The organism is Ferruginibacter paludis, assembly GCF_030409685.1.
Lineage (GTDB): Bacteria > Bacteroidota > Bacteroidia > Chitinophagales > Chitinophagaceae > Ferruginibacter > Ferruginibacter paludis.
Genome location: NZ_JAUFQJ010000013.1, coordinates 208,067 through 221,550, shown reverse-complemented (window position 1 = coordinate 221,550; position 13,484 = coordinate 208,067). Strand labels below are relative to the sequence as shown.

The window sequence follows — 13,484 nt, the reverse complement described above, 5'->3', positions numbered from 1 at the left end:
AGAATCAATTCGCCCTCCATCATTTTAGATAAATGGACGGGTTTGCTTAACGGCAAACTTAATCCCAACATTATTGACTTAAGTACAATAACAGCCGGATTTGTAAAACAAATGATTTATGATTCTGAAACTGACCATGAAACGCTCAGGGCACTATTGATTGAAGACTTAACAGGCAAAACGACTTTTAGGGACAAGGAGCAATATGTAAAGCTTCACCAGTCCTTTTTAATCAGGCTATTGGATCTTATTTTTCAAAATAGGATGGGCTGCAGTAATGAGGGAAATCTTTCCGCCCTCTATGACGGTATTTGCAACCATTTGCAGTGTACCCTTGATTTTATGGAAGAATTCTTTGGTAATTATTTCGACCTAAACGAAAAAATACCGGAACCGTATTTTACAATAGCAAAAGAGGATTTAAGGAAGCAACTGAAGCGTTTCAAAATAGCTGCATCAAAACAAAGCGCTATAGATAGTGCATTATTCAACCACATCGCAAATTGTATTAATCAGGTAATTAATAAAGATGTTGAGTTTATTACTTATCGCCAACTCAATTACTTTAAAATTTTGATGAATGAACTGCTTACACTAAAAACGAAGCTATCATCGAAAACTATTAGTGACACGTTGTTTTTTCTAAATTTCAATGAACCCAATTTTATTATGTCTGAATATTCCCGGCTACAACAGTTGATCGAAAATGAAGTAACAAACAACGCCAAAATTGAAGTCTTGCGCTTTGAACAAAAAATAATTAATCAACAGAGTGTAAAGTTGCATTGCTGCTTCAGTCAGGATATGCCTTCTTTGAAAGAGCAGATGAATGGCTGGATCATCGAAGAAATAAGATATTTGGAGTCTATGCCCTTGCCTGCCGCTATATCAGAAACAGTACAAGAAAATGAAAACAAAATTCATACGTCCTTGTCAGTCGCAAAACTTGCAATCATTATACGTTTACTGGTAATTGACAAAATTATTATTAATAGAACGGTGGCCCCAATGCTTCGGGTGGTTGCCAAAACGGTTACGACATTGCAAAAAGATGAAATTTCATTTGGCAGCCTGGAAACAAAATATCATGCGCCTGATAAAAATACCGTTAATGCGGTGAAGGATATGTTATTTAAATGGATTCATATTTTAGACAAGTTGTGACTTACTGAATTTTAAAAAAAATCAAAAGATTATTACTTTTTAGAAAATTCCATAATTCCTGGTAATTATGATAGGTGAAATGCTGGTGCGTTAGCAACACACTTGCAGGCCAAAATAATATATCCTTTAAAGTTCTAAAATCGTTCCGTTGTGCCATTTGCTTAAACAGCTCAGATAGCGCGAGTTCCCTGATGGGAATTATTAGTATTGCGGCAGATGTAATTGAATGTTGCATGGAAAAAATCTTTGGTTTATTTATCGTTGCGGCCTTATTAGACCGCAATATTAATGCCTGATTTATCCATCTTGCTCCGAAATGAGCAGGGGAAGCAATAACGCAAATCTTAAAAAGCTTGGAGTGCATATTAAAAGACTTAGGGAATCAAAAAACCTAAGCCTGCGGGAGCTATCTTATGAATGCGATCTTGATAATAGCAAAATCTCGAAAATTGAACAAGGACAGATAAATATTACATTCTCCACTATTCTACAATTGGCCAAAGCATTGGGTATAACTCCCTCCCAACTTCTCCAGACCGATTTTGACTAATTTCTAAAACTTACTGGCTTCATTTTCAACATTCTTAGGGAGGTTGTCCTACCTCGTTTACCCACCTTCAGGCCTCTTTTGGAAAAATATTTGCAACTAATTTACTGACGACTTCTTTGCAGTGAAATTGATTTGTGAACAAGAAAAAATAAGAGTTATGTTTAGTTCAATTACCTGGGGACAATATTTAATTGGTATTGCTCTCCTTTTACTTTTTTATTACGTCTTTGTTGCCTTTAAGTATTATAAGTGGGAAATTCTTGGCGTCATAGGAATCAAAAAGATTGATGGCAGTTCAGTTGCCATTCCCTCAATGGCCGAATTTAAATCTTCAATGGAAGGTGAAAAACACGAAAAATACCTGCCCAAGAACGAACAAGCAGTCGACATCTCGCCACTAATTCAATCCTTCAGGGATGAGATAAAAGGTTATCTACAGGATGCTGTTCCGTGGATTGAAAAACAAGATTTACTTGACGCTTTGAAATCAATTACATCAAAGTATCCGGCACTAAAAACAGCAGATTGTTTAACTGAAATTTCCACCATAATTCTTTTTGAAGTCAATAATACTTACCCTGATATCATTGAGCCAAATGATATTGAAAATCTCTGGCAGTGATATGAAAAACTATGCTTCATTGTGCGGTGTGGATTGATTATTATGTGGGGTTGGGCACGGTGGAGCATTCTTTTAAATCTTCATCATTAAAAATATGAGCGTATGAAAAGTGTGAGAGAAAAAAACAAAATCTGGCGACTACTGACTATAGGAGTAACAGGTATTTTAATGTTGTTATCATTTTGTGCCGCTGCACAAGATGGGAATGCTGGTATCAATGAAGCAAACACCAAAGTGCGAAGTTATTTTGCTTCAGGTATGAATTTGATGTACGCGGTGGGTGCGATAGTAGGTCTTATCGGTGCAGTCAAGGTGTACCAGAAATGGAACAGCGGCGATCATGACACCGGAAAAGTCGCTGCTGCCTGGTTTGGCAGTTGCGTTTTCTTAGTAATAGTGGCAACTGTTATCCGGTCATTCTTTGGTGTGTAAAACGATTTATCATGAGCAACAGTATCTATCAAATCAACAAGGGCATAAACAAGTCCATCGAGTTTAAAGGACTAAAAGCGCAGTACATCTGGCACCTTGGCGGTGGGCTTGTTGTGTTGCTCATTTTCTTTGCCATCATCTATATTATTGGCCTGAATATTTTCTTTTGCCTTGCACTTATCGTAAGCTTGGCAACAGCCCTGTTCATGTATGTTTATAAACTGAGCCGAACGTATGGGGAACATGGCCTAATGAAAAAGGTAGCAAAGAAGGCAGTGCCAAACGTCATTAAAAGCTATTCCATAACTCTTTTAAGAAAGCAACTACAGCATGAAAAACTTGTTTGATATACTACCAATATACGGTGTTGAACACAATTCCATTTTATCAAAAATGGGCGACATCACAATTGGCTTCAAGGTTGAATTGCCTGAGTTATTCACCATGAGCAATGACGAGTATGAAGCTTTTCATCATGCCTGGATTAAAGCTATCAAAGTACTGCCAACAAATGCATTACTTCATAAACAAGATTGGTTTACGGAAACAAAATATGGCGCTGATTTTTCAAATGATGATACCAGTTTTTTAACCAGAAGCAGTGAAAGGTTCTTTAACGAAAGGCCTTACCTCAATCATGAATGCTATATATTTTTGACTAAGAAGCCTGCCAACAGAAAGGCTTCATCTTCCGTTTTTTCAAGTTTATTAAGAAAGACAATTGTTCCTGAAGAAACCTTACAGCCAAAACACATCCATGAATTTTTGAACCATGTTGGGCAATTTGAAAAAATATTATCTGACAGTGGATTTATCTCATTAAAAAGATTGAATAATGCAGAGTTGATTAATGTAGTAATTCAGTATCTCAACCTGCAGACCGACGGTGAAGTGATTCGGGATATTGAATTTAAACCCGAATGGATGATTGGTGAAAACCATTGCCAGTTGTACACAATGGCAGATGCGGAATTTGTACCGCCTTTGTGTGGTTCAAGAATCAATTACGATAAATATTCAACAGATAAAACAAAGTTCAGCGTTGGCTTTGCTTCGCCCATTGGCCAGTTGCTCTTCTGCAATCATATCTACAACCAATATGTTTTTATTGAGGACGTTCAAAAAACCATGCAAAAGTTGGAAGGAAAAAGATTGAGGCTTCAATCCCTATCAGCATATAGCAGGGAAAATGCCATTGCGAAAGATGCTACAGATAATTTTCTGAATGAAGCAATAGCGGAACAGCGGCTTCCGGTGAAAGCGCATTTTAATTTATTGGCCTGGACGGATAACAGGGAGGAATTGAAAAATATCAGGAACCTTTGTTCATCGGCATTAACTCAAATGGATGCTACGCCGAAGCTGGAAACTGAAGGATCTGCACAAATTTATTGGGCTGGTATTCCAGGCAACGCTGCCGACTTTCCGATGAATGATACATTTGATAGCTTCTCTCCACAGGTCTGTTGTTTTTTTAACCTGGAAACTAACTATCGCTCCTCTGTAAGTCCTATTGGCATCCGGCTGGGCGATCGTTTGAGTGGCCGGCCAGTACATGTGGATATTTCAGACGAGCCAATGGAGAAAGGAATCTGTACGAATCGCAATAAGTTTATCCTTGGTCCCTCTGGTTCCGGCAAGTCCTTTTTCACCAACCATATGGTGAGGAGCTACTATGAAAAAGGCACACATATTGTGCTGGTAGATGTGGGCCATTCTTACAAAGGGTTGTGCGATATGGTGAATGGCTACTACTTTAATTATTCAGAAACCAATCCTATTAAGTTCAACCCGTTTTACATTGGCGAAGCCGATACGCTGGATACAGAAAAAAAGGAAAGCATCAAAACCCTATTGCTTGCCCTTTGGAAGAAAGACAATGAAACCTTCAACCGTAGCGAATATGTTGCCCTTTCAAATGCCTTACAGCTATATTTCGATAAAGTAAGTGTAAACAAAAACTTGTTTCCGTGCTTTGATAGCTTTTATGAATTTTTAAAGGATGAGTTTGTTGAAGTGTTGAAAGGCGATAATGTAAAGGATAAGGATTTTGATGTTTCAAATTTCCTGTACGTGCTGAGGCCTTATTATAAAGGAGGTGAATTTGATTACTTGTTGAATGCAAGGGAAAATTTGGATTTGTTGCAACAACGGTTTATTGTTTTTGAATTGGACAATATCAAAGATCATCCAATACTCTTCCCTGTGGTAACCATTATTATCATGGAAGTGTTTATTAGCAAAATGAGAAAGCTGAAAGGAATACGTAAAATGATCTTGATTGAGGAGGCATGGAAAGCAATTGCGAAAGAAGGAATGGCTGAATACATCAAATACTTATTTAAAACAGTACGAAAGTTCTTTGGTGAGGCTATTGTCGTAACCCAGGAAGTGGAAGATATAATTTCCTCGCCGGTGGTAAAACAGGCAATCATCAATAACAGTGATTGTAAGATTTTATTAGATCAAAGTAAGTATCAGAATAAGTTTGACCAGATACAGGAATTGTTAGGATTGACAGATAAGGAAAAGGCGTTGGTATTGTCCATTAATAAAGCCAATGACCCAACAAAAAAATACAAAGAGGTATTTATTTCGCTTGGTGGCGTATTAAGTAAAGTGTACAGGACAGAAGTGTCGCCGCAAGAATATTTGGCTTATACAACAGAGGAAAAAGAAAAAGTGAAAGTGCAGGCTGCCGCCCAGAAGTTTGGTAGTATTGAAAAAGGAATCGCATCGTTAACAATTTAAAATATAGGTTATGAAGTACGTTTTTATTTGTATCCTGATTTTTATTTTTTCTTGCCGTAGTTCTGAAAATAGCGCCGCTTTAGATGGAATTTATACAGCTTCGTTTGAGCATGAATTTGCAAAAACGGATGATACATTAGTTCTTAAAAAGGCAAACGAAGGGAATGGGGTTTATCAAATTGTCAGGCACTCCGGTGTCATAAAAAAGATGGATGGCAAGACCTTTCCAAAAGAAGTACTAAATGATACCTGGACATTAGACTACAATCCAGATAAACAAACACTCACAGAAGTGAGGAATGGCAAAACACTTATTTGGAACAGTGGCAATCTAACCCTCCAGTTCGGAGAGACAACTTATAAGAAAATAGCTAACTGACAAAGAATTGGTTTGCTAAGAATAGAGTATGAATTGTGAAATTGAAAATGTGGAGTATGAAAAAACTACTAATTGTTACAGGAATTATCCTGCTGATAAGTCTTGCGCCTGTCCAAACAATTCATGCGCAAATTCCAATTCTGGAAATTATCAAAGCAGGTGTAAAAAAGGTAATTAAGGCCATCGACCTTAAAATTCAGCGGTTACAAAATAAAACCATCTGGCTGCAGAATGCCCAAAAAACATTGGAAAATGAAATGTCAAAGCTGAAGCTCAAAGAGATTGGAGATTGGGCAGACAAACAAAAGCAATTGTATTCAAAGTATTTTGAAGAATTGTCAAAAGTAAAAAGTGCGATAAGTACCTATCAGGCCGTAAGAGATATTGTCAGCAAGCAAGGTCAGTTGGTGAGGGAATATTCAAGAGCCTTTAACCTGTCTAAACAGGATCAGAATTTTACAGCCCAGGAAATTGAGTATATGGGACAAGTTTATTCCGGCATATTAGAAGAAAGCCTGAAAAATATTGAACAGGTGCAAATGGTTGTGACGGCATTTGCAACCCAGATGACGGACGAAAAAAGATTAGCAATTGTCCATAATGCTTCGGATAATATAGACCGCAATCTAGGCGACCTTCGACAATTTAACCAGCAAAATATCAGAATTAGTTTACAGCGTTCGAAAGAAAGAAATGATGTTGATGTAGTGAAGAAACTCTATGGAATAGAGTAGTAATTATTTGTGTGAAAGTGAAAATGTGAAGTATGAAAAAAATAATTGCGATAGCAATGTTGCTGTCATTAACAAAACCTGTGTCTGCACAAACCTTTGCAGAATGGTTCAGGCAAAAGGCAACTCAGAAGAAATACCTGATACAGCAAATTGCCGCATTACAAGTTTATATCGGCTATGTGTCAAAGGGCTATTCTATTGCAAAAAAAGGCCTCAACACCATCCAGGATATCAAGCACGGCGATTTTGATCTTCATAAAAACTATTTCAGTTCCTTAGCATCAGTAAATCCAACTATTAAGCGATATACCAGGGTAGCAGACATTATTTCCCTCGAAATAAATATTGTCAGGCAAACTGCATCCGTCATCCGCTATTGCAAAGAATCAAAACAACTCACCCTTTCAGAATTAACCTATCTCCAAAATGTTTTTGATCAACTGTTAAGTGATTGTTCCAAATCACTCGATAAACTTTTTGCAGTTATTACAGATGGAAGCCTAACGATGAAAGATGACGAGCGAATCGAAACTATTGATAAAATTTATGATGATTTGGTTGATAAGCAAGCGTTCAGCAGATCGTTTGGAAATACGACAAAAGGGCTGTGCATACAACGAATGAATGAACAAAATGAAATTCTATTCTCAAAGAAATTAAATAACGTAAAATGAAAAGCTTACTTATCTTATTACTGCTGACTGCCCAAATTTCCAGTAATGTACTCTATGCACAGTCAACCGAAGCACAACAACTATTGCTAAACGTAGAAAAATTAGCCCAGCTTAAAAAGATTCTCAGCAATATGAAAAAAGGCTATGAGATCGTAAGTACAGGCTACAATACTATCAAGGACATTTCCCAAGGAAATTTTAATCTGCATGATGCATTCTTAAATGCATTGTTACAGGTAAGTCCTACTGTAAGAAAATACAAGCGGGTTGCCGATATCATTAGCTGTCAATCTCAGATAGTTAAAGAATACCGATCTGCCTTTAATCGCTTCAAATCTACCAACCTGTTTAATTCTTCCGAAATGACATACATGGAAGATGTTTATAAAAATCTCTTTAATAAAAGCCTTCAGAATCTTGATGAATTGGGGATGGTACTCACAGCCGGGAAGTTAAGAATGAGTGATGATGAAAGGATTGCGGCAATAGACAGAATTTATAAAGACATTTCAGACAAGCTGGTTTTTTTGAGAAGCTTTAATAATGAAGGATCTGTGCTGGCAGTTCAAAGAGGAAGGGAAATGGTTGACACAAAGCTTTCTGAAAAATTGAATGGCCTTTAGTTTATAATCGATTAAAAAGTTGTGTATGAAAAAGTGCGTGAGTGTAATCGTTTTCTTTGTTGTGGCATTGATGCCCAATTTATTGTTTGCTCAAAATGGAGGATTTGCTGATGAAGTGAAAAGCCTGCATACGGTTTTGGAGCAACTCTATACAGAAATGTTGCCGCTGTGCAGCAAGTTGATCGGTGTTGGTCGTGGTATTGCCGGCTTTGCAGCTACCTGGTATATAGCGAGTAGAGTTTGGCGGCATATTGCTAATGCTGAACCCATTGATTTTTATCCGTTGTTCCGTCCTTTTGTTCTAGGTTTTGCAGTAATCATATTTCCGTCTGTTATCGCCATGATAAACGGGGTAATGAATCCAACGGTAACCGGCACTGCCTCGATGGTTAATGATTCTAATAAGGCAATAGCCGTGTTATTGCAAAAAAAGGAAGAAGCCATCAAAAAAACTGATGTATGGAAAATGTATGTTGGTGAAACTGGTAGTGGTGATAGAGACAAGTGGTATAAATACACACACTTAAACGAAGATCCTTCAAAGGAAGGATTTTTTGAGGGGATTGGCAATGACATCAAGTTTGCCATGGCAAAAGCCTCCTACAATTTCAGAAATTCAATCAAACAATGGATGAGTGAAGTGTTGCGAGTGCTGTTTGAAGCCGCTTCACTCTGCATAAATACTATAAGGACATTTTATCTTATTGTTCTTGCTATACTCGGCCCACTAGTCTTTGGCATTGCGGTCTTTGATGGATTCCAGCATACACTGACGGTTTGGATAGCCCGGTACATCAATATATTTCTTTGGTTACCGGTGGCCAACATCTTCGGCAGCATCATTGGCAAAATACAGGAAAATATGTTGAAGGTTGACATTGCCCAGGTGCAGGATTACGGAGACACCTTCTTTTCTCCAACGGATACGGCCTACCTAATTTTTATGATCATTGGGATCGTTGGATACTTTACTGTACCAAGTGTAGCCAACTATATCGTTCATGCTGGTGGTGGAAATACATTACTGTATAAAGTCACAAGTCTTACATCAAGTAGCTCACGGAGCATTGTGAATTCCGCATCATCTGGCGCAGGGATGGTTGCTGATGCTTTTGGTAATGCCAAATCAAACATGAGCGGAAGTGTTGCTTCAAACAGTGTAAGCGGAGGATATTTTAAGCAAGATGGGGGTAACAAAACAAATGGTTACATGCAGGATAAATTATCTGGTAAATCTTAAGCTATGTTCAAACAAACAAAAAATATCGATGCGTCATTCAGGCATATAAAGTTTTTCACTTTACTACTGGTTCTTGGGTGCTTTATCCTTTGCGGTTTTGTGTTGTATAAAAGTTATGAGTTATCTGCAAAGGTTCAGGACAGGATCTATATTCTTTCAGGTGATAAAGCGATGGAGGCGTTTGCATCAAAAAGGAAAGACAATATCGAAGTTGAGGCCCGAAGCCATGTTGCCATGTTTCATACCGATTTTTTTACGCTCGACCCAGATGAAAAAGTAATTGAATCTAATATTAAGAAGGCGTTATACCTGGCTGATGGTTCTGCTAAAAGACAATATGATAACCTTAAGGAAACCTCTTACTATTCAGGTATTATCTCCGGCAATATCAGCCAGCAAATTGTTGTAGATAGTATTTCATTAAGCATGAATGCCGAGCCGTATTTGTTTCATTGCTACGCCACAATTAAAATCATAAGGCCCAATAGCGTCGTTACCCGCAATCTAATAACGCAGGGCTATTTAAGAAATGTTTCCCGCTCTGACCATAATCCTCATGGATTCTTAATCGAAAGATGGGAGACCATTGAAAATAGGGATATAAAAACTGAAACAAGATGAAAATAATGAACAGACAAATCAATAAAGAAGCAATGACAGATAAAGCTGCTAACGGAATAGCGAAAGGCATTTTAAAAACCCAAAGTGCTTTTGAAAAATATATGCGGTCTTTATCAAAAAACTGGAAGGGTAAACAGCAATGGATCTTTCTGTATTTGGTCTGCTTGGTTTTTGGTGGCCTAAGCATTGCCGCTATTGTCAATCCCTTTAGAGCTAAGGACACTAACAGCAGCCTGATTCCAAAGCCCATTGCTGTTCCAAAAAGTATCCATCAACAAAGAAATGGTTTTGCAATTACAGAAAACGAGTTTCAGCAAGTGCAGGAGTATAAGGCGAAGCATCCAAAACTGCAGACAGAACGGCCAGGCCTTTTTGATAGTTTGACCTTGATTGAAGAAGTCTATTATTCACAAAAAAAATAACACAATGGAAAACAAACATTCAGTAAAGTTTTTGAGGCAAAGAAAAATGATGGTGGTATTACCATTGTTGGTACTTCCATTTATCACAATGGCTTTTTGGGCATTGGGTGGCGGTAAGGGAACTGGCAATGATGCCGATAAAAATAAAGTGGCTGGCCTTAATCTTCAACTGCCCAATGCGAATCTTAAAAGTGATAAAAATGAAGATAAGCTTTCATTTTATATGGAGGCTGATGCTGATTCATTGAAAAGAGCAGAGCTTTTAAGAAGTGACCCTTTCTACAAGGACTCATTACAAACAAAGGTTTCTTTGATGGACGCTACACAGCATTTAAATAATCCATCAACATCAAGAAATGGGTTAAACACTTCAGTTTATCAATCTGGAACCGATGCCAATGAACAAAAGATATATCAAAAGATAAATGAAATCAATAAGCAAATTAATGCTCCGGAAACTATTGCATCTTCTTCAAACAATGCGGGTGCACCTTATCAAAACAATGAGCAGTTTACAAACGATGTAGACAGGATGCAGCAGATGATGCAAATGATGGATGACAAACAGGAAACGGACCCGGAAATGCAACAATTAAATGGAACGCTGGAAAAAATTTTAGACATCCAGCATCCGCAAAGAGTCAAGGACAAACTGAAAGAAAAATCGTTGCAGCAAAAGGAAGTCGTCTTTGTAGTTTCAAAAACACCAGCCCAGGATAACATCAGTTTGTTAGATACAATAAAGCATAGATCAACATCGACGGTGGGTTTCTATGGAACAAGTGAAACTTCCAATAATTCAAATGATGAACCGGCAGTAGAGGCTGTTGTTCATGCCAATCAAACCCTGGTCAATGGGGGTATTATCAAACTCCGCTTATCTACCGATATCTACATCAACGGCACATTAATTCCGAAGGGAAACTTTGTCTATGGTTCCGCTTCGCTAAATGATGAAAGGCTTGAAATAGAAATCAATTCTATCCGGTATGGTACTTCTCTTTTTCCTGTGAAGCTGGAAGTTTATGATCTTGATGGACTACCCGGCATTCATATTCCTGGTGCCATTACTCGTGACGTTGCTAAACAATCCGCAGACAACAGTTTACAATTAATGGAACTTTCTTCTGTTGATCCATCATTCAAAGCACAAGCCGCCGCCGCTGGCATCAGTGCTGCCAAAGGCTTGCTAAGCAGAAAAGTTAAGCAGGTAAAAGTACTGGTTAAAGAAGGCTATAGAGTACTCCTTAAAAGCAAGAGCAATCAATAATATTTTTCAACTATAAAATAAAAACTATGAAAGGATTAGTGTGGTTGGCATTGATGAGTTTGTTTTTCTTTTCTCTTAAGGCACAAACATCGCTTTGCATTTCAACCGAAAAAACGACTAGCCTTGTATTTCCGTTTTCGATACTTCATGTAGATCGGGGTACACAGGCAATATTGGCTCAGCAGGTAAAAGAATCACCCACAATATTATTAGTGAAAGCAGCTGAGAAAGGCTTTCCAGAAACGAATCTCAGTGTCGTAACGGATGATGGAAGTGTCTATTCTTTTGTTGTATGCTATGACAATGACCCGGCAACCTGGGTCTATCACCTGCCAACAAACAAGTATGCGACGTTGGCAACGTATGCAAATGGGATCTTGGACAATCCCAGGACAATGCACGGCATCAAAGACGAACAATGGGATATTAAAGCGATGGTCTCTGGTATTTACATAAAAAATGAAATCATGTATTACCAACTCAATATTGCTAATAAAAGTCCCGTTGACTATGACATTGACGTGCTTCGCTTTTTTATTAGGGATAAAAGGAAAGGTAAACGTACTGCTATTCAGGAAACAGATTTAAAACCACTTCACATCTCCGGTAATACTTCCCAAGTAAAAGCGAATAGCACTTCCTCCATAGTTTTTGCATTGGATAAATTCACAATTCCCGATGCCAAATACCTCGCTGTGCAGATTATGGAGAAAAATGGCGGCAGGCATTTGTCTATGAAAGTGAGCAATAAAAAAATAATGCATGCAATCATCTTACCTGATTTGAAATGAACAACGAACATCCCATATCTGATGAGGTATTAGAACTGGCTCAGTTAGCACTTAATAAAGGTGAGCATTGGATGGCTTATAACAACTCACTTTATTTTATCGATAAAAGCGATGTGTATTTTTTTAGTTCAAAGGACGAAGCAAATGATTTTGCAGATAATAACATCAGTGACAGAGATCACTTCCATGTGCTTCATTTTGAATCTATCCTTAATATCTATAAAGCGATTCCTTATGCAAAAAATACCGTTCCTAATCCAGATGCCAACGGCCTCTACAATCATGAAGGCAACGATTTTACAGATGCGCTAATAGATCACATAGAACAACAACAATCATTATTTAAATCACAATTAAAAACAGATATTATGAACAATGAAAATTTTCAGTATTTGGGTGACAACCTCAAGTACATGGGTTTCGGTGAAAACCTGAAACCGGAATTGGAAAAGAATCTGAAAGAGGGCAAAGGGGAGTTCCAATTACACTACAAGGCAGAAATCAATAAAAAGCCTTTTGAAGTAACAATGAACTTCCGTAAATCCGATTCTTCAGATATGTACTTCTTTAACAATTATAATGCTTCGCTTGGAAAAGCCAATGGCGAAAAAGAAGAACAAACATTCTACCTCAACAAAGGAAAAGGCGTTACTGGCAAGGAAGCATTCAATTTGCTGGATGGCAGGGCCGTTCACAAAGACCTGGTCACAAGGGAAGGCCAACCTTACAAGGCCTGGATTCAGCTTGACTTTGAAAAAAAAGACAAGAACAACAATTCTGAAGTAAAGCAGTTTCATGAAAACTATGGTTTTGATTTAAAGGCCGCTGTTGAAAAGTTTGCAATAACTGAACTTAAAGAACCCGATAAAGAGAAGGCATTGATGCAATCACTGCAAAAAGGAAATGTTCAGTCTGTTTCCATTGAGAAGGATGGAAGCAGCCATAAAATGTTTATCGAAGCTGATCCGCAATTCAAAAAAGTGAACCTGTATGATTCCAATATGAAAATGGTGGCAAAGGAATCTTTAGACCAATATAAAACAGGAATAGACAAGGGAGCCAAAGCAGTAAAGGAAGATGTGGCAGATGATAAAAAAAAAGAAGTGAAACAGGACATCAAGCCTGAAAAAGACAAAGTAGTTAAGAAAAATGACAAAAGCCTTTTACCTAAAAAAAGGGAAGGCAATAAGAAAGGTTTGGGAGTTTCATAA

16 protein-coding genes are annotated in these 13,484 nt (G+C 37.8%); all 16 read left to right on the top strand.

Annotated elements, in window-relative coordinates; translation table 11 throughout:
• The first annotated feature begins 156 nt into the window (after positions 1 to 156).
• The 16 genes from QWZ08_RS19320 to QWZ08_RS19245 all read left to right on the top strand — a co-directional run bounded on the left by QWZ08_RS19320 (position 157) and on the right by QWZ08_RS19245 (position 13,484).
• Positions 157 to 1,164 (top strand): hypothetical protein, encoded by a 1,008-nt coding sequence (locus QWZ08_RS19320; RefSeq protein WP_290339174.1) that lies wholly within the window; start codon positions 157 to 159, stop codon positions 1,162 to 1,164.
• 316 nt (positions 1,165 to 1,480) lie between these two features.
• Positions 1,481 to 1,714 (top strand): helix-turn-helix domain-containing protein, encoded by a 234-nt coding sequence (locus QWZ08_RS19315; RefSeq protein WP_290339173.1) that lies wholly within the window; start codon positions 1,481 to 1,483, stop codon positions 1,712 to 1,714.
• Between the two features lie 157 nt (positions 1,715 to 1,871).
• Entirely contained in the window at positions 1,872 to 2,336 is a 465-nt protein-coding gene (locus QWZ08_RS19310; protein WP_290339172.1) for a hypothetical protein, read from the top strand.
• 102 nt (positions 2,337 to 2,438) lie between these two features.
• On the top strand, positions 2,439 to 2,768 hold the full coding sequence (locus QWZ08_RS19305) for a DUF4134 domain-containing protein (protein ID WP_435387619.1): 330 nt from the start codon (positions 2,439 to 2,441) through the stop codon (positions 2,766 to 2,768).
• Between the two features lie 11 nt (positions 2,769 to 2,779).
• Positions 2,780 to 3,115, top strand: coding sequence for a DUF4133 domain-containing protein (locus QWZ08_RS19300; protein WP_290339171.1), 336 nt, complete (start codon positions 2,780 to 2,782; stop codon positions 3,113 to 3,115).
• Positions 3,099 to 5,519, top strand: a complete 2,421-nt coding sequence (locus QWZ08_RS19295; RefSeq protein ID WP_290339170.1) for a TraG family conjugative transposon ATPase — start codon at positions 3,099 to 3,101, stop codon at positions 5,517 to 5,519. The genes QWZ08_RS19300 and QWZ08_RS19295 overlap by 17 nt, the downstream gene beginning before the upstream one ends.
• Before the next feature lie 10 nt (positions 5,520 to 5,529).
• A complete protein-coding gene (locus QWZ08_RS19290; RefSeq protein WP_290339169.1) occupies positions 5,530 to 5,898 on the top strand; it encodes a hypothetical protein in 369 nt (122 codons plus the stop codon).
• A gap of 56 nt (positions 5,899 to 5,954) precedes the next feature.
• Complete coding sequence (locus tag QWZ08_RS19285) at positions 5,955 to 6,632, top strand: conjugal transfer protein TraI (RefSeq protein WP_290339168.1); 678 nt, start codon at positions 5,955 to 5,957, stop codon at positions 6,630 to 6,632.
• A 32-nt stretch (positions 6,633 to 6,664) separates the two neighbouring features.
• Positions 6,665 to 7,306, top strand: coding sequence for a hypothetical protein (locus QWZ08_RS19280; protein WP_290339167.1), 642 nt, complete (start codon positions 6,665 to 6,667; stop codon positions 7,304 to 7,306).
• A complete protein-coding gene (locus tag QWZ08_RS19275; protein WP_290339166.1) occupies positions 7,303 to 7,929 on the top strand; it encodes a TerB family tellurite resistance protein in 627 nt (208 codons plus the stop codon). The genes QWZ08_RS19280 and QWZ08_RS19275 overlap by 4 nt, the downstream gene beginning before the upstream one ends.
• A 25-nt stretch (positions 7,930 to 7,954) precedes the next feature.
• Positions 7,955 to 9,169 (top strand): conjugative transposon protein TraJ, encoded by a 1,215-nt coding sequence (gene traJ / locus QWZ08_RS19270; protein WP_290339165.1) that lies wholly within the window; start codon positions 7,955 to 7,957, stop codon positions 9,167 to 9,169.
• A 3-nt stretch (positions 9,170 to 9,172) separates the two neighbouring features.
• Positions 9,173 to 9,790 (top strand): conjugative transposon protein TraK, encoded by a 618-nt coding sequence (gene traK, locus QWZ08_RS19265; protein WP_290339164.1) that lies wholly within the window; start codon positions 9,173 to 9,175, stop codon positions 9,788 to 9,790.
• Positions 9,791 to 9,795: 5 nt separating this feature from the next.
• The gene (locus QWZ08_RS19260; RefSeq protein ID WP_290339163.1) at positions 9,796 to 10,212 is read left to right on the top strand and encodes a hypothetical protein; all 417 of its coding nucleotides are present in this window, start codon (positions 9,796 to 9,798) and stop codon (positions 10,210 to 10,212) included.
• Between the two features lie 4 nt (positions 10,213 to 10,216).
• Positions 10,217 to 11,482, top strand: coding sequence for a conjugative transposon protein TraM (traM, locus tag QWZ08_RS19255; RefSeq protein ID WP_290339162.1), 1,266 nt, complete (start codon positions 10,217 to 10,219; stop codon positions 11,480 to 11,482).
• A gap of 26 nt (positions 11,483 to 11,508) precedes the next feature.
• Positions 11,509 to 12,273: a DUF4138 domain-containing protein gene (locus QWZ08_RS19250; protein WP_290339161.1), complete on the top strand. Its 765-nt coding sequence runs from the start codon at positions 11,509 to 11,511 to the stop codon at positions 12,271 to 12,273.
• Positions 12,270 to 13,484: a hypothetical protein gene (locus QWZ08_RS19245; protein WP_290339160.1), complete on the top strand. Its 1,215-nt coding sequence runs from the start codon at positions 12,270 to 12,272 to the stop codon at positions 13,482 to 13,484. Before QWZ08_RS19250 ends, QWZ08_RS19245 begins: the two co-directional genes overlap by 4 nt.

Excerpts from the sequence above, each read along its gene's own strand:
- QWZ08_RS19260 (WP_290339163.1), top strand. The coding sequence starts at position 9,796 with ATGAACAGACAAATCAATAAAGAAGCAATGACAGATAAAGCTGCTAAC.
- QWZ08_RS19245 (WP_290339160.1), top strand. The coding sequence starts at position 12,270 with ATGAACAACGAACATCCCATATCTGATGAGGTATTAGAACTGGCTCAG.
- QWZ08_RS19275 (WP_290339166.1), top strand. The coding sequence starts at position 7,303 with ATGAAAAGCTTACTTATCTTATTACTGCTGACTGCCCAAATTTCCAGT.
- QWZ08_RS19305 (WP_435387619.1), top strand. The coding sequence starts at position 2,439 with ATGAAAAGTGTGAGAGAAAAAAACAAAATCTGGCGACTACTGACTATA.
- QWZ08_RS19285 (WP_290339168.1), top strand. The coding sequence starts at position 5,955 with ATGAAAAAACTACTAATTGTTACAGGAATTATCCTGCTGATAAGTCTT.
- traK (WP_290339164.1), top strand. The coding sequence starts at position 9,173 with ATGTTCAAACAAACAAAAAATATCGATGCGTCATTCAGGCATATAAAG.
- QWZ08_RS19315 (WP_290339173.1), top strand. The coding sequence starts at position 1,481 with ATGAGCAGGGGAAGCAATAACGCAAATCTTAAAAAGCTTGGAGTGCAT.
- QWZ08_RS19295 (WP_290339170.1), top strand. The coding sequence starts at position 3,099 with ATGAAAAACTTGTTTGATATACTACCAATATACGGTGTTGAACACAAT.
- traM (WP_290339162.1), top strand. The coding sequence starts at position 10,217 with ATGGAAAACAAACATTCAGTAAAGTTTTTGAGGCAAAGAAAAATGATG.
- QWZ08_RS19300 (WP_290339171.1), top strand. The coding sequence starts at position 2,780 with ATGAGCAACAGTATCTATCAAATCAACAAGGGCATAAACAAGTCCATC.
- QWZ08_RS19280 (WP_290339167.1), top strand. The coding sequence starts at position 6,665 with ATGAAAAAAATAATTGCGATAGCAATGTTGCTGTCATTAACAAAACCT.
- traJ (WP_290339165.1), top strand. The coding sequence starts at position 7,955 with ATGAAAAAGTGCGTGAGTGTAATCGTTTTCTTTGTTGTGGCATTGATG.
- QWZ08_RS19290 (WP_290339169.1), top strand. The coding sequence starts at position 5,530 with ATGAAGTACGTTTTTATTTGTATCCTGATTTTTATTTTTTCTTGCCGT.
- QWZ08_RS19310 (WP_290339172.1), top strand. The coding sequence starts at position 1,872 with ATGTTTAGTTCAATTACCTGGGGACAATATTTAATTGGTATTGCTCTC.
- QWZ08_RS19250 (WP_290339161.1), top strand. The coding sequence starts at position 11,509 with ATGAAAGGATTAGTGTGGTTGGCATTGATGAGTTTGTTTTTCTTTTCT.